Consider the following 20,974-nt stretch of genomic DNA (forward strand, 5'->3'; position numbering starts at 1 on the left):
AGTCCCGCATGCCACTTATCGAAGTCTCCATCGCCAAAGGCCGTTCGCCCGAGCAGCTCCGCTCGCTCATCACCGAACTGCACCGCGCCGCCGAAACGGCAGTGGGTGCGGTCCCGGAAAACACCACGGTCATTATCCGCGAAATCGAGCACGAACACTGGTCCCGCGGCAACCAAACCATCGCCGAGCGCAACGCGGCATCATCCCGGTATCCGCAGCCACCCACAGCGGCGGTACGCCTCGCCGTGAACCAAAGGAGTTACCAATGCGTTTTTCCCTTTTTGTCCATATGGAACGCTGGGACGAGTCCGTCTCGCACCAGGAATGCTTCGAAAACCTGACCGAGCTTGCCCTCATGGCCGAGGCAGGCGGATTCAGCACGGTGTGGATCGGCGAACACCACTCCATGGAATACACCATCTCCCCGAGCCCCATGCCGCAGCTGGCCTACCTGGCGGCCAAGACCTCGCGCATCCGCCTCGGCGCCGGCACCATCATCGCCCCGTTCTGGAACCCCCTCCGTGTAGCAGGTGAGTGCGCCCTCCTGGACGTCATCAGCAACGGCCGCGCAGAAGTGGGCCTGGCCCGTGGCGCGTACCAGTTCGAGTTCGACCGCCTCATGGGCGGTATGTCAGCAGTCGACGGCGGCAAGCACCTCCGCGAGCTTGTCCCGGCCGTCCGGAAGCTGTGGGAGGGCGACTACGCCCACGACGGCGAAGTGTGGCAATTCCCCACCTCCACCAGTGTCCCCAAACCCCTCCAGAAGCCCACACCGCCCATGTGGATTGCAGCGCGGGACATCTCCTCCCACGAGTTCGCGGTGGAAAACGGCTGCAATGTCATGGTCACGCCGCTGATGAAGGGCGACGAGGAAGTGGAGGACCTCGCCCGGAAGTTCGATTCCGCCGTGGAAAAGAACCCGGACGTTCCCCGCCCGGACCTCATGGTCCTCCGGCACACGCACGTCCACTCCGCCGACGAACCCGAAGGCTGGCGCCGCCCCGCCGAAGGCATCAACAAGTTCTACCGGACGTTCGACGCGTGGTTCGGCAACAAGACCACGCCCGTCAACGGATTCCTCGAGCCCAGCCCCGAAGAGAAATTCGCCGAGCGCCCTGAGTTCACGCCCGAATCGCTCCACAAGACTGCCATGATCGGCACTCCGGACGAGATCATCGAACGGCTCCGCCACTACGAATCCTTGGGCGTCACCGAGTTCAGCGTCTGGTCCGACAACAGCCTCACCCACGAAGAAAAGAAGCGCTCCCTTGAGCTCTTCATCGAGCACGTGGTGCCCGCCTTCCAGGAGCAGCCCGCCGCTGTTTCCAACTGAGGCACAAACAACGACGGCGGATGGTCGCCTTGGTGACCATCCGCCGTCGGGCGTTCCTAGCCGATGCGGGACGCGTCTGTGAGCCGGTGGAACGATCGGTCGTGATAGACCAACGGCTCAGCGGTACTTGGTGCGCCGTGGATCTCCAGTACCTCCGCGGCCAACAGGATGGATGTACCCACCGGGACCCGGTGGGTGATACGGCAACGCAAGGCCCACGGTGCTGCCCGGAGCAACGGCTCACCCGTGGGCAGCGTGACCCAGTCCATGCCGGCGGTGAAGCGTTCAGTCCCTGGCCGGGAGAAGATGTTCACCAGTTTCAGCTGGGCGGCATCCATCATGTGGACCACCACTGTTTCGGCCTGGATGAGCTGTTCCGCCGATCTGCTGCCGGACAAAGAGAAGGAAAGTGCCGGAGGATCGGCGGACACCGAAGCAACCGAGGACGCGGTGAGCCCTACGGGTCCCCCTTCGCCCGCCGCGGTCACCACGGCCACGCCGGCGGGGTGGGTGCGGAACGCGCTGCGGAAAAGATGGTGGGTTGTGTCGGCCGGGGCGCTGGAGAGGGGCATAACCTGTGCTTTCGTTGCTGGCCCGGGAATCCGGAGCCTCTCCTACCCTAAAACCTCAACATTAGTTGAAGTCCAATCCGTGCGGGGCAGGGGCTGCCACGGCCGTACGTGGCTAACGACGGCAGGTGGTGGCGGCCTGGGACTCAGGCTTCAAGGTCCAGGGATCCCTTCCGGCCTGTGTTGGGCAGGGCCAGCAGGCAAAGAATGCTCACCACGGCGGTCACGGCAAGGTAAAGGGCGACTGGATCCGTGCTTTTCCCGCTCGTTGCGAAGAGGGCTGTGGCAATGACCGGCGCCAGGCCTCCACCCAAAACGTTGCCGAGCTGGTAGCCCAGGGAGATGCCGCTGTAGCGGACGCCAGTGCCAAAGAGTTCGGCGAAGAACGCCGCCATGGGTGCGTGGATGGCTGCGGAGCCGCTGTACGCAACGACTACGGCCGCCAGGATGACACCTGTGTTGCCGGTCCGGACCAGCGGAAACAATGCAAAGGCAAAGACCACCAGGAAGGCCCCGCCGAGAAGCATCACTGGCTTCCGGCCGATCCGGTCGGAGAGTGCTGCCCAGGCTGGAACGGTGACGACCTGCAGCAGAAGACCCAGCATCGAGGCGTTGAGCAGCAACGTGCGGGGAAGCGCCAGTTCCTGCGTACCGTAGCTGAGGAGGAACGTGAAGACGACGTAGACGAACGTCGAATAGCCCACCAGCGCTCCCGTGGACAACAGGATGGCCTTGGGTTGCTTGCGGATAACCTCCACCAACGGGAGCCTCGCCGGTTTGGACGCGTCTTGGTTCTTGAGGAACGCCGGTGTTTCGTCGATGCCAAACCGGACCAGGAGTCCCACAGCGCCAATGACGATGCTCGCAAGGAAAGGCAGCCGCCAGCCCCAGGCAGCAAAGTCGTCTTTGGGCAGCGCACCCAGCAAGGAGAACGCTCCGGTTGCCAGCAGTGCGCCGATGGACACGCCCAGGATGGTCCAGCTTCCGTAGAACCCCCGCTTATTGGCTGGAGCATGTTCGATGGCGATCAGCGCGGCCCCGGCAAACTCGCCACCCGCGGCGAATCCCTGGATAAGCCGCAGGAGGACCAGGATGATGGGCGCCCAGATCCCTATTTGGGCGTAGCCGGGAAGCACGCCGATAAGAACGGTGCCGCCACCCATGCAAACAAGGGTCAGGAGCAGCATTCTCTTGCGCCCGAGCCGGTCCCCAAAGTGCCCGATGATGATTCCGCCCAGAGGCCGGGCGAGAAAACCTGTGGCGAAGGTGGCCAAGGACAACAGTGTGCCGATTGCCGGGTCCGTGGCCGGGAAGAACACGGCGTTGAAAACCGTTGACGCTGCGATCGCGTAGGCCAGGAAGTCGTAGTACTCGATCGCCGTGCCGGCGCAGGACGCCACGGCAAGTTTGCTGAGTGATGGGCGGGATTCCGGATTCTGGTTTGAGACAGTCTCGGGGGAGATCGTTTCCTTCACAGTTCACCTCGTTTGTTTGTATGCGCAGGCGTCATTGCCCGGGCGCAGGGGGGTAGTGATCAGCCGAAAACCAGGCCCGGCCGCTGTTCCATGGCTTGTTGCAGACTTCCGAGAACGGAAGCGGCCATTTCCGTGCCGGAGACACCTTTCATGGGCTGCTCCTTGATGACGTGGAGGCGCGACCCATCGGCTCCTGCGGCGCTTGTTTCCAGGCGTCCCACGGTTGCGTCGGGGTCACTGACCAGCCGCGCGCGGCAATGATCCAGACCCACCGTTGCCAGCGCGTACGTCACCATGGCGTTGACGTTCCTTGGGTACAGTGCGGCGATTCCCCGCACGGGTCCGTCGTAGAGGACCATCCGCCTGTCCGTGTGCTTGGGTGCCGGCTCAAGGCTGGACGGGGACTTCACAAATTCGATGGTCGCCGACTCCCATTGCTGGGGCAGGTAGCTTTCGACTCCCACCAGGGCTCCGTGCGGCAGGATCAGCCGAGTCCCATGCTTTGTTGCGGTTTCAGCCAGAGCATTCCGGACGTCGTCGTCCACCACGGCCCCGCACGAAAGTACCATAAGGTCCGATGTCCTAAGGATCCGCGCGCCGTGTTCCTTGACTACGTCGGGATGGGCCGCCTCAACCACAAGATCGGTTTCGCGAAGTTCGTCCTCAGTGGCCAAGGTGGTTGTGGCAATTCCAGCGCCCAGTGAGCGCCCCTGGACGAAGGTCAACTGGTGGCTCGCCGCCTGCAGAACGTACGACGCAATGCTTGTTGCAATTCCACCGCCGCCAATTACGCCGATTCCCGCCACAACCGCTCCTGATCTCTGCTGGAAGTTGCCGCTCGATCAGCGGCAGATGGTTAAATCTAGCTTTGGTCTCCGCATGGCGGAATAGTTTGGATTAGTATTCCTTTATGCGGAATTTAGTGGTGATGAACCCGTGAGTGACACCCTGCAATCAGTTCAACAGGCCCTCCGAATCCTCGACTCCCTGCAAACCAGGTCCGAGCTCGGAATTACTGATGTAGCCAAGGAACTCGGGTGTGCCATGTCCACAGCGCACCGGCTGATCTCCACCTTGACCGAGGCCGGCTACGTGCAGAGAGTCACGACCGGCAAGAAATACCGTCTTGGTCCAGCCATGCTGGGTGCCAACGACGCATCAGCCATCGAGCACTGCATCGAAAAGGCCCAGCCACATATGGAGAGCCTGCGTGACGTATCCGGCGAGACCGTCCAACTGGCCGTTTTACATAAGGCATCGATCCGCTTCGTTGCCGGCGTCGAGTCCCGAAACATCATGCGGGTTACCAGCCGCGTGGGGACGTTGATGCCTGCCAACGCCACGGCCTCCGGAAAGCTGCTCCTTTCCCTGCGGGACGAGGCCGAGTTGGCCGGTCTCTATGCGGACGGCTTGCCAGCTGCCCTGACAGCGGCGGGCACGACGTCGATGGAGCGGTTCGTGGCAGAGGTACGCCGGGTCCGCGAGCAGGGCTTCGGGCAGAGCATCAACGAGGTGGAACCGGGAGTCGCTGCGCTCGCGGTTGCGGTTAAGCGTCCGAAGGGCAGGACCCTCTGCGCACTCACCGTCAGTGGTCCGTCGTCGCGCTTCGGGGCGAGTGAGCGCCCCGGAAACTCATCTGGCCAGACACTTCTCGAGGAGCTCCGGGCCCACGCGGACAGGATCTCCGCTGAGCTGACCTTCTGACGCCTTGGTAGGCGCATGTTGGGGGCACCGGGCTATCCACATAAGCCGCATACCCATTGCCCTCCCCGTCCCACGATGGTTCGATGGGACTCATGGCAACCCCACATACCGCACAGAGTTATGTCTTGGCGATCGGGACCAAAAAGGGTCTGTGGCTGGCAACCAGCCCTGACCGCAAGGATTGGTCCCTCTCCGGCCCCCACTTCCTGATGAACGAGATACCGAGCATCGGGATTGATACGCGGGCCGGCAAAACACGAATCATGGTGGGCGTCCGTTCTGAGCACTGGGGACCCACCGTGGCACATTCGGATGACTTTGGTGCCACGTGGACCGAGCCTGACAACGGTGCCATCACGTTCCCCGAAGGCACCGATGCCGCCCTGGAACGCATCTGGCAGATTTACCCCGACGCCGAATCCCGCCCCGGCGTCGTCTGGGCCGGCTGCGAACCGATCTCGGTGTGGAAGTCCACCGACGGCGGTGAGCACTTCGAGCTGAACCGCGGACTGTGGGACCACCCGCATCGCAGCGAGTGGGGTGCCGGTTACGGTGGCGCGGCCGCGCACTCGATCGTCGTGGACCCCTCCGGCGAGCAGGTTCACATAGCCATGAGCACGGGTGGCGTCTACAGATCGCTCGACGGCGGCACCTCCTGGGAGCCTCGGAACAAAGGCATCTCGGCCTACTTCATGCCCGATCCCAACCCGGAGTTCGGCCAGTGCGTCCACAAGATTGCAGCCGATGCCACGGTGGCGGGCCGCCTGTACGCCCAGAACCACCACGGCGTGTACCGCACGGATGACAACGGGGAGAACTGGAACTCGATCGCCGAAGGACTTCCCGCAGACTTCGGATTCGTGATGCTGACCCACCCGCGCCGCGAAGGCACGGCGTGGGTGATCCCGTTGAAGGCCGACGGTGAACGCATCCCGCCGGACAGCAAGTTGAGCGTCCACCGCACCGAGGACGCCGGCAACACCTGGACGGAGTTGCACACGGGACTTCCGGACCACGAGTACAACGCGGTGCTGCGTGACGCTGCCGCCGTGGACACCGGAGACCCCGTCGGCGTGTACTTCGGAACCCGCGGCGGGTCCGTCTATGCCAGCGCCGACGAGGGCGGGACCTTTACCGAAGTCGCCTCACACCTGCCGGACGTGCTGTGCGTGAGGGCCGCCGTCGTGGTTGGAGACCCGGCGGGCGTGGAAGCCCCGCTGGCGGCCGCCGAAGTGACGGTACTGGCGGAGGCGGCCGAGATCGTGGAGACAGCTGCGAAAGCAGCCGGGGCGCCCGAAGATCCTACCGGCGCCCCGGCACCCGCTTAGGTCCGTTGTGACTGACATAACGGTTCTGCTGCCTGGTGTCCTGCAGCCACTCGTCGGCGGACAGTCCTATCTGACTGCGTCCGCCGACGGGGCTGTAACCGTTGGACAGTTGCTGGACACTGTGACCGGTGAATACCCGGTCCTGGCCCGGCGCTTGCGTGACGAAACCGGTGCGCTCCGCCGTTTCGTGAATATTTACGTGAACGGTGACGAGGTCCGGCGACTCAAAGGGCTTGATACGGAAGTTTCTGGCGGCCAGGAGGTCTTGATTATCCAGTCCGTGGCCGGCGGCTGAGCGGGTGCCTGGGTTGGGCCCGTGCCCAAAACTCGGAGGGTAGTGGCTCAGGCGACGCGCCAAACGCTGCACTCGTCGGTATTGATGGCTTTCCTCATCCCGGAGACGCGGTCCATGATCCAGACAACGCCGATTCCCGGCGCTGTTTCCTGGACGAGTCCGCGACGGATCACAACATCGTCGTAGGCCGGTCCCACGGACATGCGGGCCTCGATTTCGTCTCCGCGGTGGAGCTGGCTGATCGCGCGTATACGTGTTATTCGAGTTTTGACTTCCTTCAGCATGGTGTCCTCCTGGCTGGAGCTGGTGCCTGCACTTGCCGGCTATTCCAGTGTGGCGGGGCATTGTTGCCGGGGTATTTCGGCATGGTTAGGGTCCGGTTAGCATTGGGCGCTGCCGGAGTTTCAGGAAATGCCCGACGCCGGAACGCCCCACCGGCGGGGTGACGCGCCGACGCTTGACCCGAACGTCCGCCGCAGTCAGCGGGGCCGGTTGTAGCCTGATGTCGGTTCTTGGGACTCACGGGAACCGAAGGCTCGGTCTCTGGGAGATTCCATGGGTTTGCTGCGGCGTGCAATTGCGGTTTCCACGGGCTTGGTGGTTTGTGCCACCGGCCTGTTTTTTGTCCAGGCCCCGGCAACGGCCGTGCCGCTGCCCAGCCCCGATAATCCGAACGTCAGATTCGTCGAGGGCACACCGCACTCGGATCACGTCTTCGAGACGCCGCCCACTGTTGCGCCGCAACCCTCCCAAGGATCCACCGACGTCGAACGCCGCCTCAGCGACGGCGTGGCCGCGACGGGTCCCAACGGTGACATCCGGATCCGGCTCGTCACCGCGAAGCTGGCCGACAATACCAACACGGTGTCCATGAGCGGAGCCGAGCAGGCAGTGGCAGCCACCAGTGGCTACTGGAAGGCGATGACGGCGGGCCGGCTGTCCATGACTGTGGACTCCCGGGTGGCCGGATTCCAGTCGAGCGCCCGCTCCACGGACAGCTACGGCACCATCATCTCCACCATCACCAGCGAGTTGAAATGGTCGGCGAGCCCCTACACGGCATTGGTCATCTTCATCCCGAGCTCCACCTTGTCCGGCAACGCACTGGGTGCCGGTTACAGCAGCGGAAGTTATAGCGGCCGGGTGCTGATGCCGCAGCTCAGCAGCTTCTCCAGCAATGTGATGACCCACGAGTTCGGACACGTGATCGGCCTGATGCACGCTGACGCCCTGCAGTGCGGAAGCGGTGTGCCGGACGTCGGGACGGACAGCAGCGGCAGGTTCACGGACCCCTCCTGCTACATCCGCGAGTACGGTGACACCACGGACATCATGGGTGCGGCGCAATATGCGCAGCCGGTGGTGAGTTCGTCGTTCTGGGACTACGCGGGCTTCGGGCGGGGAGACGAGATCCGGGACGTGGGGGTTGCCGGCGGAGTCAAGAGCTACACCCTCAAACCGTGGGGCGGAACGGACGCGCAGCGGGCCATCAAGTTCACGGACCCTGTGAGCAAGGAGGTCTACTACCTCGAGCTCCGCCAGCCGGTGGGCTACGACAGCTACCTCTCCGCGGCGGGCCGTGAGGGCAACCGCGGCGTGAAGATCGTCCAACGTGGGGGCGCGACCATCGCGTCGTCGCTGATCCTCATGCCTTCCACTATCCCGTTCACCGAACCCTGGTACGCCAAGAACCACGCGTGGCAGGCCGGCAGCACGTTCACGACGTACACCGGCACCCAGGTCACCATCAACGCGGTCTCCAGCACGTCCGCCACGATCACCATCAATGCCGATCCGAAACTCAAGAGCCGCATGCGCTTCTCGGCAGGGGATTTCGACGGCGACAAACTCCCCGACGTGATCTCCCGCGAGGCTGATGGCTCGCTCCTTCTCTTCGGCGGCCAGCCCGGGAACCGCCTGAAAGATCCGGTGCAGATCGGATCGGGCTGGGGCATCTTCAACGCGGTCCTCGGCACGGCCGACTTCAACGGTGATGGCTTCGCGGACATCATCGCGCGGGCCAGCGACGGCGGACTGTGGCTCTACCCCGGCAACGGCAAGGGAGGGTTCCTGGCCCGGAGCCAAGTGGGCTTCGGCTGGCAGGGTTTCTCGCAGATTGTGGCCGTGGGGGATTTCGATGGCGACTCGCGCAACGACCTCCTTGCCGCCGGTAACGATGGACGCTTGTGGCTCTATCCGGGCAACGGCTCGGGTGGCTTCCTGGCCGCGACGCAGATCGGCCAAGGCTGGGATGTCTTCAACACTCTCGCGCCGGCGGGTTCCTTCGGCGGCGGCACTGCCGGACTCCTCGCCCGGGCCAGTGATGGGACCCTCTATGTCTACCCCGGCGACGGTGAGGGCGGCTTCAAGCCGCGTGCCGCCGTCGGAAGTGGTTGGAACGGTGCCGGCGACCTCATCGGCGGCCCGGACCTGACGGGTGACAAGTCAGCGGATGTCCTGGCGGCCGCGCCGGGCGGCGGCATGACCCTGTACCCGGGTGACGGCAGCGGTTTCGCTGACCGGATTGCCATCGGTGCGGGCTGGACCGCGTTCAGCCAGGTCTGGGAGGCCGGTGATTTCGACGGCGACGGCGTGGCTGACGTCCTGGCGCGCGGCAAGGACGGGGTTCTGTGGCTTTACCCGGGAAACGGTTCGGGGGGCTTCCTGCCGCGCAAGCAGATCGGGACGGGGTGGAACATGTTCACCACGGTGCTCAGCGCCGGCGATTTCGACGGCGATTCCCGTCCCGATCTGGTGGCGCGGGCAACCGATGGGACGCTGTGGCTTTACCCGACGGACGGCAAGGGGCAGTTCCTGGCCCGGAAGCAGATCGGCACGGGGTGGCAGTGGTTCACGCAAATGCTTGCCCCCGGCGATTTCACCGGTGACGGAAAGCCGGACATCGTGGCGGCGTCCTCGGATGGAACGTTGTGGGCCTATCCCGGGAATGGCAGCGGCGGGTTCCTGGCCCGGAAACAGATCGGCTCCGGCTGGGACATGTTCAACCTGGTGCTGCAGGCCGGCGACTTCAATGGCGATGGCCGGGAGGACATCCTGGGCCGGAGCAACGATGGTGGATTGTGGCTCTACCCGGGCGACGGATCCGGTGGCTTCCTGTCGCGTTCCTTCCTGGGATCGGGGTGGAACATGTTCTCCGGCATCGCGGCGCTCGGCAACGGATTTACCGGGACTGGTGACCCGTCAGTGGTGGGGGTAGCCGGGGATGGTTCGTTGCTGCTGTACTCCGGAACAGGCGCTGGGAAGTTCATGCCTGTGGCGTTGAACCCGCGGTAGGCGGGTCGCTGAAATGCCCGGCATGTTGGGGAACATGCCGGGCATTTCTGTGTGTCGTCACTGGTGGGCGCTCCCGGGAGCCGGGAAGGAGCGCTCCTCCGCTAAAGCCTGGATTATTTGGTCAGGCCGAGCTGGGCGGTGGGGATCTTTGCCGATTCGCGGGCTGTCAGGGCAGAGACTGCTGCGATCACGCAGATGACAGCCGTGAAGACTGAAACCTGAACCCATCCGCCGGGCTTGGTTCCACCGATTGCCGTGACGATGGTCGGAGCGAAGCCTGCCGCAAGGAATCCAAGCTGCGTGCCGATAGCCAGGCCGGAGAAACGGACCCTGGTGCTGAACATTTCGCCGTAGAACGACGGCCACACTGCGTTGGCAGCTGCGTAACCGAAGGAGAAGTAGACAACCGCAGCCGCGAACATCACCAGCGTTGAGCCGGATTCAAAGCTAAGGAAGAAGAACGGCGTCATGATGGCGCTGGCGACGGCTCCGTAGATGAACACCGGCTTTCGGCCGATCCTGTCCGCAAGCATGCCGAAGAGTGGTTGGGTGCCGAGAGCCACCACATTCGCTACAACCACGAGCCAGAGGGTGATGGAGCTGTTCACTTGGGCTACGTCTGTGGCGTACTTGATGGCCAGGGTGCTGAAGACGGTACTGACAGCGGCAATAAACGCGCAGCAGATCACACGCACAACGTCGCGCCAGTGCTGCTTCAGGAGATCGGCGATAGGGAGTTTGGCAATCTGTTTGGTCTTCTGCGCCTCGGCAAACGCGGGCGGCTCGTGGAGCGTGCGACGAATGAAGAACGCGACCATCACCACCACGGCACTGAGCCAGAACGGAATGCGCCATCCGATGGAGTACTTGACGTCGTCCGGGAGCGCCGTTACCGGGATAAAGACGAGGGACGCGAGAATCAGGCCACCCTGCGTGCCGGTCAGGGTCCATGAAGTGAAGAAGGCCCTGCGATTGTCCGGAGCATGCTCCAAGGTCATGGATGAAGCACCGGCCTGCTCGCCGGCGGCGGAGAGACCCTGGGCCAGCCGGGCCAGCACCAGCAGGACAGGTGCCCACCAGCCGATGGTCTTGAAGTCCGGAAGGCAGCCGATCACAAACGTAGCCGCACCCATAAGGACCAGCGTGAACATCAGGACCTTCTGGCGGCCGATCCGGTCACCGAAGTGGCCCAGGAAAGCTGCGCCCACGGGTCTGGCGACGTACGCGAAACCGAACGTAGCGAAGGACATAACTGCGGCGTTGGTGTCAGCGTCCGGGAAGAAAACGTGCGGGAAGATCAGCGCGGCGGCCGATCCGAAGATGAAGAAGTCGTAGTACTCAACGGCGCTGCCGAGGAAGCTGGCGAGTGCGGCTTTCTTGGGCGTTCCCTTGGTTGTTTCTGTGCCTGGCGTCGCTGACGGCATTGTTTGGCTCATGGGGGTGTTCCTTCTGTGACGACGATGTCGCGGATAAAGCTGTGCGGGGATCCCGAGCGAGGTGCGGCTGGAGCTTCCCGATAAGTAACCACATGGTGAGAGCTACTTGTGTAATACAGCAATAGTGGCTGTGAGTGGGGTCACTTGTCAAGAGAAGTAATCACCATCTAGAAATAGCTCTCACAATGTGAGAGCATTTCACCTATGAGTGTGAAAGAGGACACAAAGACCGACATGGTCGGCAAGGCCTTGAGCCTTTTGGTACTGCTGGGCAACGAGCCGAAGGGGGCAAGTGCTGCGGATCTTGCCAGGAGTGCGAGCCTGCCGTTCAGTACCACTTATCGCCTGCTGGGCTCGCTGACGAGGGATGGCTTTGTGGACTACGAGCCGGATGGGCGCCGTTATCATCTGGGCCTCCGCGTGTTCCAGCTCGGCCAGCGGGTTTCGAATCATCACGGTTTTGCGGCAACTGCACTGCCTGTACTGCAGCGGGTTACCGAACGCACCCATGAGGCCACCATCCTCTCCGTTCGCGACGGCGACCATCACCTCACGGTGAACAAGGTGGACGGGCCCAAATCCTTCCGGGTCACGAGCGACCCCGGACACCTCGGCGCCTTGCACACCACGTCCGTGGGCAAGGCGATCGTGGCGTTCGAGGCGGAGATCGAGCGCAAGCGACTGCTCGAAGAACTTCCCCTCGAGGCCCTGACAGAGCACTCCATCACCGATCGGGACAAGTTCCGTGAGGAGATCGAGCAGGTCCGCCGCCAGGGCTATGCCGTGATGGATGAGGAGAATGAGATCGGCATGCGCGCCGTTGCCGTACCGATTCTCAACTCCCAAGGCAATGCCTTTGCGTCGATCGCCGTGGCCGTGCCGGTATTCCGCCTGACCATGGAGGAACTCGTGGCGCACGTTCCCACCCTGCAGGAAGCCGCGGCAGAACTCGCGGCCCGCCTGCCCCAGCGCTGACCCAACTAGGGGACAGTACCTGTCGCAATCAGCGCCCAGTGCAGCGTCTGCTGTCCCCTAGTTGGGTGCAGGCGCAACCGAAATGTTCGCGATAAGAACAAGCGTGCGGAATATGAACAACTGTAGTAACCTGAGTCATACGTCCGGTCGGGACCGCGTTGATACGCACCGGCGGTACGTGAAAGTAAAAGGAGCTTGAGGATGAGCAACCGAGCCGAATCCGTTCTGGTGGGCCTGATTGGCGAAGGCGTGATGCCCTCGCTCACTCCGCCCATGCATGAACGCGAGGCCGACGTGCAGGGCCTTCGCTTGCTGTACCGCCCCATCGACCTGCTGGAGCTCGCGCTGCCGGCCACCGCCGTCGGGAGTCTGCTCGAAGCGGCCCGGCAGATGGGCTTCAACGGCCTCAACATCACGCATCCGTGCAAGCAGCTGGTGCTGGAGCACCTTGACGAAATTTCCGACGACGCCCGTCGCCTGGGCGCCGTCAATACGGTCTTGATCCACGACGGCCGGTTCGTCGGCCACAACACGGACTTCTCCGGTTTCGGTTCGGCGCTGGCCGACGGGCTTCCGGAGGCCAAACTCGATCGCGTCGTCCAGTTGGGCGCTGGGGGTGCCGGATCCGCCGTCGCGTACGCCTTGCTTAAGGCAGGCGCCAAGCAGTTGGATCTCGTGGACATGGACCCTGAGCGTGCCGCGGAACGGTCAGCCGAACTCAGCGAACTCTTCCCCGACGCGACAGTCACCCCGCGGAGCATCGCCGAACTGGGACAGGTCATGCCGCTCGCCGACGGCCTGGTGCACTGCACCCCCATCGGCATGGCCGCGCACCCGGGCCTGCCGCTGGACATCGAGCTCCTGGATGCCCGCCACTGGGTGGCGGACATCGTCTACCGCCCCATCGAAACGCAACTGGTCCGCGAAGCGCGCGCCAAAGGCTGCAAAGTGCTCGACGGCGGCCGCATGGCAGTTGGGCAGGCGGCGGACGCCTTCAAGATCTTTACCGGAAAGGACGCTGACCGCGACCGCATGCGTGAACATTTCCTTGAACTCATCGCTTCCGAAGAGCAAGCACCCGCACTGGCAAAGGCGGCTCACTGATGCGCACCGGAATCGCAACCGTCTGCCTCTCCGGCACGCTGAAGGAGAAGATGCAGGCCTGCGCCATCGCGGGCTTCGACGGAATTGAAATCTTCGAGCAGGACCTCGTCACGTCCTCGCTCAGCCCGGAGGATGTCCGGAAGATGGCGGCGGACTTGGGCCTGGGCCTTGACTTGTACCAGCCGTTCCGCGATTTCGACGGCGTCACTCCGGACCTGCTGAAGGCCAACCTCAAGCGGGCCGAGGCGAAGTTCAACCTGATGGAACGCCTGGGCATGGACACCATCCTGGTGTGCTCCAACGTGGCTACGGCAACCATCGACACTGACGACCTGCGGGCCGAACAGCTCCGCGAACTCGCCGAACTGGCGGGGGACCACGGCGTCAAAGTGGCGTACGAGGCACTCGCGTGGGGCAAGTACGTCAATGACTACGAGCACGCCTACCGCCTGGTAGAGATGGTGGACCACCCCAACCTGGGCACCTGCCTGGACTCGTTCCACATTCTTTCGCGCGACTGGGACACTGCCCCGATCGAGGACATCAACGCGGAGAAGATCTTCTTCGTCCAGGTGGCGGATGCTCCCAAGCTCTCCATGGATGTGCTGTCCTGGAGCCGTCACTACCGGGTTTTCCCCGGGGAGGGTCAGTTCGAGCTCGCCAAGTTCATGGGCCACGTGGTCCGGGCGGGCTACACCGGCCCGGTTTCCCTGGAGGTGTTCAACGATGTGTTCCGGCAGTCGGACGTGGAGCGGACGGCCGTGGATGCCATGCGCTCGCTCATCTGGCTTGAGGAACAGAGTGCCAAGTGGCTGGCGGGCACGTCCAGTCAAACCGCAGCCGGCAACGGCAGTCCCGGCCGCCGTCGTTATCCCATGGAACTGGCCACGCTGCCCAAGGTGAACGAGCCCGCCGGCTTCAACTTCGCCGAGGTCAAGGCGGACGACACCGCCCAACTGGAGAAGCTCCTTGGCCAGCTCGGCTTCGAATTCGAGGGCCGCCACCGCACCAAGGATGTCCAGCTGTGGACCATGGGCCAGGCCCGCGTGATCATCAACGAACAAGCCGCCTCGCACGCCGAACCGGCGATCGCCGCGTTGGGGTTCGACGTCGACTCTCCCGTGATTGCCTCCGCCCGCGCCCAGCAACTCAAGGCGCCGGTGGTGGCCCGGAAGGTCCAGGCAGACGAGGAAGTGTTCCAAGGCATCGCCGCGCCGGACTCCACCGAGATCTTCCTGTGCCAAGGCAGCCCTGACGGCACGGCCGCCTGGACGCACGAGTTCGGCGAGGGGCTGGAACACCCGGCTACACATCAAAACGCCGTCATTGACCATGTGAACCTCGCCCAGCCGTGGCAGCACTTCGACGAGGCTGTCCTCTTCTACACCAGCGCATTGGCCCTCGAGCCGCAGCCGTTCGCCGAAGTACCCAGCCCCAGCGGCCTGGTGCGTTCGCAGGTCATGCAGACCACCGACGGCGCGGTACGGCTGGTGCTGAACCTGGCCCCGGCGCAGCAGGCCGACAAAGCACGCAAAACCTACCAGGAACATATCGCGTTCGCCGTGGACGACCTCGTGGCAACTGCCCGGTCGGCCCGGGAGCGCGGCCTTGAGTTCCTGCAGATTCCGGCCAACTACTACGAGGACCTGGACGCCCGGTTCGATCTTGAACCCGGCTTCCTGGACACGCTCCAGGAGCTCAACCTCCTGTATGACCGGGACGCCAACGGCGAATTCCTCCACTTCTACACGGCCACTGTGGGCAGCGTGTTCTTCGAGATGGTGGAACGCCGCGGCACCTACGACGGCTACGGAGCGCCCAACGCCCCTGTGCGCCATGCCGTCCAATACGACTCGCTCCACCGGGCATAGCCGCCCGAACCCGACAAAGAATCCATAGAAAGGAGCCGGCTGTGCCGCAAGACAACACCGCACAAGCTCTCGAATCCGAGGAACTCGTGCCGCCAGCTGAGCCACACGCCGCGCACGATTCCAAGAAGGTGGAAACGCAGGCAGACCTCAGTGCCGAGATCAACGGCATCAAGCAGCGCTACGCGGAGTCGCTGAAGAACGGCAAGGCTCCCGAGACCATGCCGCGCCTGGACTACGCGCCCTACCGCAGCTCCATCCTGCGCCACCCCACCAAGAGCCTGCACCACGCGGACCCGGAGACCATTGAGCTCTACTCGCCGGCGTTCGGGCACCAGGACGTGCACGCACTGGAGTCGGACCTGACCATCCAGCACAACGGCGAACCGCAGGGTGAGCGCATCATCGTTGCCGGCCGTGTGCTCGACGGCGACGGCCGCCCGGTTGCCGGCCAGCTCGTGGAAATCTGGCAGGCCAACGCCGCCGGCCGTTACATCCACAAGCGTGACCAGCACCCCGCCCCGCTCGACCCGAACTTCACCGGCGTCGGACGTTGCATCACCGGCGAGGACGGCTCCTACTCCTTCACCACCATCAAGCCCGGCGCCTACCCGTGGAAGAACCACCTGAACGCCTGGCGTCCGGCGCACATCCACTTCTCCATGTTCGGCTCGGAGTTCACTCAGCGCATCGTCACCCAGATGTACTTCCCGGGCGACCAGCTCTTCCCGCTGGACCCGATCTACCAGTCGATCGTTGACCAGGACGCCCGCGACCGGCTCGTAGCCCAGTACGACCACGAGCTCACCAGCCCCGAATGGGCCCTCGGCTACAAGTGGGACATCATCCTGACCGGTTCCAAGCGGACCTGGACCGAAAACGAAGCATACGGCGACGCCGGGGACGAGGAGTAAGCACATGAGCAAGCTGACACCCACACCGGGCCAGACCGTTGGCCCCTTCTACGGCTACGCCCTCCCCTTCACCAAGGACAACGAACTCCTGGCACCCGGCAGCCCCGGCAGCATCCGCCTTCAGGGCACGGTGTACGACGGCGCGGGCAACACCATCCCGGATGCCATCCTTGAGATCTGGCAGCCGGACTCAGAAGGCAACATCGTCCAGCGCACCGGCTCGCTGGTCCGCGACGGCTACACCTTCACCGGCTGGGGCCGCGGATCGGTTGGCAACTCGGGCGTTTACACCTTCACCACGGTCAACCCCGGTCCGACCAAGCCTGGCGCTGCGGCCTTCATCTCCGTGGCCGTCTTTGCCCGAGGCCTCATGAACCGACTCTTCACCCGCGTGTACCTGCCGGAAAACGAGGAAGCGCTGGCCAACGATCCGCTGCTGAGCTCCCTCGATCCCGAGCGCCGCAAGACCCTCATCGCGCGCCGCGACGCCGATGGTGGACTCACCTGGGACATCCGACTCCAGGGCGGCGACGAGACCGTGTTCCTGGACTTCCAGCAGGACGGGTCGCTGGATCTTTCGGAACAGCCATGATCGACGGCGACTTCGGCCTCCTCAGCCCCGTCACCGCCTCACCTGCCGTGACGGCGTTGACGGGCGACCGTGCCGTGATCGCGGCAATCCTCGACGTCGAGTCCGCTTGGGCGGCCGTCCTTGAGGATGCCGGGCTCGCCCCGGAAGGGTCCGCCGCTGTGGTGGCCGAAGCCGCCGACCCCCGGCACTACGACCTCGCCCTCATCGCCGAACGCGCTCAGGGCGGCGCCAACCCGGTGATCCCGCTCCTCGGCGAACTCCGTGCGAAGGTCCGCGAATTGGACGCTGACGGCATCGGGGCAGCTTCCGCTGTGCATACCTCTCTCACCAGTCAGGACGTGCTCGATTCCGCCCTCATGCTCCTGGCCAGCCGCACCGTTTCGGCGCTGCTCGCCGAGGTGCAAGGAACGACGACGGCGCTCGCCGCCTCGGCGGAGCAGCACGCAGACACGCTGTGCGTGGGCCGGAGCCTGACGCAGCATGCGCTCCCGTACAGCTTTGGGCTCAGGTCTGCGCAGTGGTTTCAGGGTGTGGCTGCTGCTGCATCGCGGCTCACATCCTTGGAGTTGCCCGTGCAGTTCGGCGGCGCGGGAGGGACGTTGGCCTCGGGTACCAAGCTCACCGGCGGTTCTGGCTCGGCTGCCGCCTCAGGCCTGGCGGTCAGCCCGGGTTCGGGCCCAGCCTCCGCGGTTAGCCCGGGTTCGGGCCCAGCCTCCGCGGTTAGCTCGGGCTCAACCCCGTTCACGCTGGCCGATTCCTTGGCTTCCAAGCTCGGGCTCTCGCCGGCAGTTGCCCCGTGGCACACCCACCGTTTGGCCGTCACGGGACTCGGCGATGCGTTGACTGCACTCGTGGATTCCTTCGGCAAGATCGCCGCCGACCTGCTGTTCCTGAGCCGCCCGGAGGTGGCCGAACTCGGCGAACCCATGGCTGCCGGCCGCGGTGTTTCCTCGGCCATGCCGCAGAAGCAAAACCCCGTGCTGTCCGTGCTGGTCCGCAGTGCGGCACTCCAGGCGCCGGGCCTCGCATCACAGCTGCACTTGGCTGCAGCGACCTTCAATGATGAGCGCCCCGACGGCGCGTGGCACACGGAATGGCCGGCCCTGCGGCGCCTTCTCGCGCTCACCATCGGGGCTGCCATCCAGCTCCGCGAACTCACTGAGGGCCTCCGGGTGTTCCCCGAGGCGATGCGCCGGAACCTGGAGATCTCGGGTCCGCTGCTCGTCAGCGAAGGTGTGTCGGCCGCCGTCGCACCTCGCCTGGGCGATGACGGAAAGCAGAAGCTGCAGGCCGTCGTCGACGAAACGCTCACGGCACCGGCATCCGAGCAGTCGGATACCTACCGCAAGCTCCTGCGCGAAGCGGTACCCGCGGACAAGCTCCCGGACGATGAGCTCGACGCCCTCCTGGATCCCGCTAGCTACCTGGGCGAGGCCACGGAAATCAGCCGTCGTATCCTCGCCGCCTACCCCGATTTCACTTCTTCAACGAAGGGAGCCCCACGTGGCTAAGCCAACCGTCAAGGCTGTGCTGCTGTCCCCGCAGCGCGAACTGGGAGCCAAGCCGCTCCTGGTGGTCGGCCCGTCGCTGGGCACGTCCACCATTCTGTGGTCCGAGACCGCTGCCCTGCTCGGTGACGAGTTCGACGTCATCGGCTGGGACCTGCCGGGCCACGGCATTTCGCCGACCGCCTCGGAAGGCTTCGATGTAGCGGAACTGGCTGACGCCGTCGTCGATCTTGTCGACTCTGTAGTCCCGGGCGCGAGGTTCCACTACGCTGGCGTCTCGCTGGGCGGGGCCACCGGACTGCAGCTCGGCATCAAGCACGGCGACCGGCTGCGCAGCCTTTCTGTCCAGTGCACGGGCGCCAAGCTCGGCACGCCCGAAGGCTGGCTGGAGCGCGCGGAAACCGTCCGCTCGCTCGGCACGCCTGTGATGATCCAGGGTTCGGCGGAACGTTGGTTCGCCAAGGGATTCATGGATCGCCAGCCGGACATCAGCAGCCGCCTCCTGCACGCCCTCCGCGACGCCGACCGCTTCAGCTACTCGTTCTGCTGCGAAGCCCTCGCCGCATTCGACGTCCGCGAGCAACTCGGGAGCATCACCGTCCCCACGCAGGCGATTGCCGGCGTCGAGGATTCGGTGGCGCCGCCGTCGGTGGCTGAGGAGACTGCCGCCGGCATTCGCGCGGGGGGCGGTACTGCCGTTGTTGAAGCGCTCGACGGCGTGGGGCACCTTGCGCCGGCCGAGGCGCCTTCAGTCGTGGCTGGTTTGATGCGGAACTTCATGAAGGAGAACGGGCTGTGAACGCAGTAAACCCCCAGCGGAGCGGTGATCCGTCGCGCTACGGAGCCGTGCAGCCCGAGGCTACCGGTCAGGAGATCTACGACGCCGGCATGGTGGTTCGCCGCGAAGTGCTCGGCAACGCGCACGTGGACCGGGCGAACGCCAACACGGATTCCTTTACCGAGGACTACCAGGACATGATCACCAGGATCGCCTGGGGTGGGATCTGGACGCGGCCCGGCCTGAGCCGGCAGATGCGGTCCGCGGTCACCCTCACGGCGTTGGTGGCGCACGGTCACTGGGAGGAGCTTGCCATGCACGTCCGGGCGGCCCTCAACAACGGACTGAGCAGGGACGAGATCAAGGAAATCCTGCTGCAGACCGCGATCTATTGTAGCGTTCCGTCGGCCAACTCGGCGTTCAAGACGGCCCAGAAAGTATTCCAGGACATCGACGCTGCTGCCTCCCCCACCCCCAACTAACCCCTCTCACCCAACTAGGTCGCATTAGTGCGCGTTTTGACGGTTCATAACGCGCACAACTGCGACCCAGTTGGGTACGTAGAAACGAAGGAACTCTTATGAACCAGGCTTTTGTGTACGATGCCGTGCGCACGCCGTTTGGCAAGTTCGGCTCGGGGCTGGCTGCTGTCCGCCCCGATGATTTGGCCGCGCACGTGGTCCGTGAATCCGTTCGCCGGGCTCCCGGACTGGATCCTGAGCGGATCGATGAGGTGGTGTTCGGCAACGCGAACGGCGCCGGCGAAGAAAACCGCAACGTTGCCCGCATGGCTACGCTGCTGGCGGGCCTGCCAGTCTCGATTCCTGGCACGACGGTGAACCGTCTCTGCGGTTCATCCCTGGATGCGGCGATCATCGCGTCGCGGCAGATCAATGCTGGTGACGCCGACGTGGTGCTGGTGGGCGGCGCGGAGTCGATGTCGCGTGCGCCGTGGGTGTTGCCCAAGACGTCCAAGCCGTACCCGGCAGGGGACATGACCCTGGCGTCCACCACGTTGGGTTGGCGTTTGGTGAACCCGGCCATGAACAAGGACTGGACCATCTCACTGGGCGAAGCCACCGAACGGCTGCGCGAGAAGTACGGGATAACCCGCGAGCGGCAGGATGCGTTCGCGGCGGACTCGCACAACCTGGCTGATGCTGCGTGGAACGAAGGCTTCTACGACAACCTTGTTTCGCAGGTTCCGGGCACTGACCTGGTCCGTGACGAGGGGATCCGTGCTGGGTCTTCCGCGGAGAAGCTGGCCGGGTTGAAGACGGTGTTCCGTCCCGAAGGTTCAGGGCCCGACGGCGGCACGGTCACCGCCGGGAATGCCTCGCCTTTGTCTGATGGTGCTTCGGCGGCGTGGATCGGGTCCGAGAACGCCGCTGGGATTCTGGGGCTGGAACCGTTGGCTCGTATCGCAGGCCGTGGCGCGCACGGCAACGATCCCCAGTTCTTCGGGTTCGCCCCGGTGGAGGCCGCGAACAAGGCCCTCGCGAAGGCGGGCATCGGCTGGGACCAGGTTGGCGCCGTCGAACTTAACGAGGCGTTTGCCGCCCAGTCCCTGGCGTGCGTTGACGCGTGGGGGATCGACCCGTCCATCGTGAACCGTCACGGCGGCGCGATCGCGATGGGCCACCCGCTGGGGGCCTCCGGTACCCGCATCCTGGGCACGCTGGCACGATCGTTGCAGGCTTCCGGGCAGCGATGGGGCGTCGCGGCGATCTGCATCGGCGTGGGGCAGGGCCTGGCCGTGGTGCTGGAAAACGTAACCGCTGGCGTTGAAGGAGCGTAGGGG

The 20,974-nt window shown here is 64.5% G+C and carries 20 protein-coding genes; 15 read left to right on the forward strand and 5 right to left on the reverse strand.

The window, feature by feature from the left end:
• Positions 1-8: 8 nt before the first annotated feature.
• Together ACIPY3_RS09160 and ACIPY3_RS09165 are read left to right on the forward strand one after the other, a co-directional pair.
• Positions 9-341: a 4-oxalocrotonate tautomerase family protein gene (locus tag ACIPY3_RS09160; RefSeq protein WP_400332863.1), complete on the forward strand. Its 333-nt coding sequence runs from the start codon at positions 9-11 to the stop codon at positions 339-341.
• Positions 266-1,333: an LLM class flavin-dependent oxidoreductase gene (locus tag ACIPY3_RS09165; RefSeq protein ID WP_400332866.1), complete on the forward strand. Its 1,068-nt coding sequence runs from the start codon at positions 266-268 to the stop codon at positions 1,331-1,333. Before ACIPY3_RS09160 ends, ACIPY3_RS09165 begins: the two co-directional genes overlap by 76 nt.
• A gap of 56 nt (positions 1,334-1,389) precedes the next feature.
• Here ACIPY3_RS09165 and ACIPY3_RS09170 read toward each other — a convergent pair whose 3' ends face one another.
• The 3 genes from ACIPY3_RS09170 to ACIPY3_RS09180 all read right to left on the reverse strand — a co-directional run bounded on the left by ACIPY3_RS09170 (position 1,390) and on the right by ACIPY3_RS09180 (position 4,183).
• Entirely contained in the window at positions 1,390-1,905 is a 516-nt protein-coding gene (locus ACIPY3_RS09170) for a flavin reductase family protein (protein WP_400332869.1), read from the reverse strand.
• Between the two features lie 143 nt (positions 1,906-2,048).
• On the reverse strand, positions 2,049-3,377 hold the full coding sequence (locus tag ACIPY3_RS09175; protein ID WP_400332872.1) for an MFS transporter: 1,329 nt from the start codon (positions 3,375-3,377) through the stop codon (positions 2,049-2,051).
• A 59-nt stretch (positions 3,378-3,436) separates the two neighbouring features.
• The gene (locus ACIPY3_RS09180) at positions 3,437-4,183 is read right to left on the reverse strand and encodes an aspartate dehydrogenase domain-containing protein (protein ID WP_400332875.1); all 747 of its coding nucleotides are present in this window, start codon (positions 4,181-4,183) and stop codon (positions 3,437-3,439) included.
• 130 nt (positions 4,184-4,313) lie between these two features.
• Between ACIPY3_RS09180 and ACIPY3_RS09185 the strand changes: the two genes are divergently transcribed.
• The 3 genes from ACIPY3_RS09185 to ACIPY3_RS09195 all read left to right on the forward strand — a co-directional run bounded on the left by ACIPY3_RS09185 (position 4,314) and on the right by ACIPY3_RS09195 (position 6,704).
• Positions 4,314-5,081 carry an IclR family transcriptional regulator gene (locus ACIPY3_RS09185; RefSeq protein ID WP_400332878.1) on the forward strand — a complete coding sequence of 256 codons (768 nt, stop codon included), beginning with the start codon at positions 4,314-4,316 and terminating at the stop codon, positions 5,079-5,081.
• 83 nt (positions 5,082-5,164) lie between these two features.
• Entirely contained in the window at positions 5,165-6,409 is a 1,245-nt protein-coding gene (locus ACIPY3_RS09190) for a WD40/YVTN/BNR-like repeat-containing protein (RefSeq protein ID WP_400332881.1), read from the forward strand.
• A 7-nt stretch (positions 6,410-6,416) separates the two neighbouring features.
• On the forward strand, positions 6,417-6,704 hold the full coding sequence (locus ACIPY3_RS09195) for a MoaD/ThiS family protein (protein WP_400332884.1): 288 nt from the start codon (positions 6,417-6,419) through the stop codon (positions 6,702-6,704).
• A gap of 47 nt (positions 6,705-6,751) precedes the next feature.
• On the opposite strand, the gene ACIPY3_RS09200 is transcribed toward ACIPY3_RS09195, so the two are convergent.
• Complete coding sequence (locus tag ACIPY3_RS09200) at positions 6,752-6,988, reverse strand: hypothetical protein (RefSeq protein WP_400332887.1); 237 nt, start codon at positions 6,986-6,988, stop codon at positions 6,752-6,754.
• A gap of 271 nt (positions 6,989-7,259) precedes the next feature.
• Between ACIPY3_RS09200 and ACIPY3_RS09205 the strand changes: the two genes are divergently transcribed.
• Positions 7,260-9,998, forward strand: a complete 2,739-nt coding sequence (locus ACIPY3_RS09205) for an FG-GAP-like repeat-containing protein (RefSeq protein WP_400332890.1) — start codon at positions 7,260-7,262, stop codon at positions 9,996-9,998.
• A 113-nt stretch (positions 9,999-10,111) separates the two neighbouring features.
• Here ACIPY3_RS09205 and ACIPY3_RS09210 read toward each other — a convergent pair whose 3' ends face one another.
• Positions 10,112-11,434 carry an MFS transporter gene (locus tag ACIPY3_RS09210; RefSeq protein WP_400332892.1) on the reverse strand — a complete coding sequence of 441 codons (1,323 nt, stop codon included), beginning with the start codon at positions 11,432-11,434 and terminating at the stop codon, positions 10,112-10,114.
• A gap of 204 nt (positions 11,435-11,638) precedes the next feature.
• Between ACIPY3_RS09210 and ACIPY3_RS09215 the strand changes: the two genes are divergently transcribed.
• From ACIPY3_RS09215 to ACIPY3_RS09255, 9 genes are all read left to right on the forward strand, one after another.
• A complete protein-coding gene (locus ACIPY3_RS09215) occupies positions 11,639-12,409 on the forward strand; it encodes an IclR family transcriptional regulator (protein WP_400332895.1) in 771 nt (256 codons plus the stop codon).
• Positions 12,410-12,610: 201 nt separating this feature from the next.
• Entirely contained in the window at positions 12,611-13,513 is a 903-nt protein-coding gene (locus ACIPY3_RS09220; RefSeq protein ID WP_400332898.1) for a shikimate dehydrogenase, read from the forward strand.
• Entirely contained in the window at positions 13,513-15,384 is a 1,872-nt protein-coding gene (locus ACIPY3_RS09225; protein ID WP_400332901.1) for a bifunctional sugar phosphate isomerase/epimerase/4-hydroxyphenylpyruvate dioxygenase family protein, read from the forward strand. Before ACIPY3_RS09220 ends, ACIPY3_RS09225 begins: the two co-directional genes overlap by 1 nt.
• Positions 15,385-15,425: 41 nt before the next feature.
• Complete coding sequence (gene pcaH, locus ACIPY3_RS09230; RefSeq protein WP_400332903.1) at positions 15,426-16,295, forward strand: protocatechuate 3,4-dioxygenase subunit beta; 870 nt, start codon at positions 15,426-15,428, stop codon at positions 16,293-16,295.
• A 4-nt stretch (positions 16,296-16,299) separates the two neighbouring features.
• The gene (pcaG, locus tag ACIPY3_RS09235; RefSeq protein ID WP_400332906.1) at positions 16,300-16,887 is read left to right on the forward strand and encodes a protocatechuate 3,4-dioxygenase subunit alpha; all 588 of its coding nucleotides are present in this window, start codon (positions 16,300-16,302) and stop codon (positions 16,885-16,887) included.
• Positions 16,884-18,398, forward strand: coding sequence for an adenylosuccinate lyase family protein (locus tag ACIPY3_RS09240; RefSeq protein ID WP_400332909.1), 1,515 nt, complete (start codon positions 16,884-16,886; stop codon positions 18,396-18,398). Before pcaG ends, ACIPY3_RS09240 begins: the two co-directional genes overlap by 4 nt.
• A complete protein-coding gene (locus ACIPY3_RS09245) occupies positions 18,391-19,194 on the forward strand; it encodes an alpha/beta fold hydrolase (protein WP_400332912.1) in 804 nt (267 codons plus the stop codon). Before ACIPY3_RS09240 ends, ACIPY3_RS09245 begins: the two co-directional genes overlap by 8 nt.
• Complete coding sequence (pcaC, locus tag ACIPY3_RS09250; RefSeq protein ID WP_400332915.1) at positions 19,191-19,655, forward strand: 4-carboxymuconolactone decarboxylase; 465 nt, start codon at positions 19,191-19,193, stop codon at positions 19,653-19,655. Before ACIPY3_RS09245 ends, pcaC begins: the two co-directional genes overlap by 4 nt.
• A gap of 98 nt (positions 19,656-19,753) precedes the next feature.
• Entirely contained in the window at positions 19,754-20,971 is a 1,218-nt protein-coding gene (locus ACIPY3_RS09255) for a thiolase family protein (protein ID WP_400332917.1), read from the forward strand.
• Positions 20,972-20,974 lie beyond the last annotated feature (3 nt).

It is taken from the genome of Paenarthrobacter sp. NPDC089714 (genome assembly GCF_044748905.1).
In the GTDB taxonomy this organism is placed as follows: Bacteria; Actinomycetota; Actinomycetes; order Actinomycetales; family Micrococcaceae; genus Arthrobacter.

Bases quoted from the DNA above. Each gene is read 5' to 3' on its own strand.
- ACIPY3_RS09160 (WP_400332863.1), top strand. From the start codon at position 9: ATGCCACTTATCGAAGTCTCCATCGCCAAAGGCCGTTCGCCCGAGCAG.
- ACIPY3_RS09165 (WP_400332866.1), top strand. From the start codon at position 266: ATGCGTTTTTCCCTTTTTGTCCATATGGAACGCTGGGACGAGTCCGTC.
- ACIPY3_RS09170 (WP_400332869.1), bottom strand. From the start codon at position 1,905: ATGCCCCTCTCCAGCGCCCCGGCCGACACAACCCACCATCTTTTCCGC.
- ACIPY3_RS09190 (WP_400332881.1), top strand. From the start codon at position 5,165: ATGGGACTCATGGCAACCCCACATACCGCACAGAGTTATGTCTTGGCG.
- ACIPY3_RS09200 (WP_400332887.1), bottom strand. From the start codon at position 6,988: ATGCTGAAGGAAGTCAAAACTCGAATAACACGTATACGCGCGATCAGC.
- ACIPY3_RS09205 (WP_400332890.1), top strand. From the start codon at position 7,260: ATGGGTTTGCTGCGGCGTGCAATTGCGGTTTCCACGGGCTTGGTGGTT.
- ACIPY3_RS09210 (WP_400332892.1), bottom strand. From the start codon at position 11,434: ATGAGCCAAACAATGCCGTCAGCGACGCCAGGCACAGAAACAACCAAG.
- ACIPY3_RS09215 (WP_400332895.1), top strand. From the start codon at position 11,639: ATGAGTGTGAAAGAGGACACAAAGACCGACATGGTCGGCAAGGCCTTG.
- ACIPY3_RS09220 (WP_400332898.1), top strand. From the start codon at position 12,611: ATGAGCAACCGAGCCGAATCCGTTCTGGTGGGCCTGATTGGCGAAGGC.
- ACIPY3_RS09225 (WP_400332901.1), top strand. From the start codon at position 13,513: ATGCGCACCGGAATCGCAACCGTCTGCCTCTCCGGCACGCTGAAGGAG.
- pcaG (WP_400332906.1), top strand. From the start codon at position 16,300: ATGAGCAAGCTGACACCCACACCGGGCCAGACCGTTGGCCCCTTCTAC.
- ACIPY3_RS09240 (WP_400332909.1), top strand. From the start codon at position 16,884: ATGATCGACGGCGACTTCGGCCTCCTCAGCCCCGTCACCGCCTCACCT.
- ACIPY3_RS09255 (WP_400332917.1), top strand. From the start codon at position 19,754: ATGAACCAGGCTTTTGTGTACGATGCCGTGCGCACGCCGTTTGGCAAG.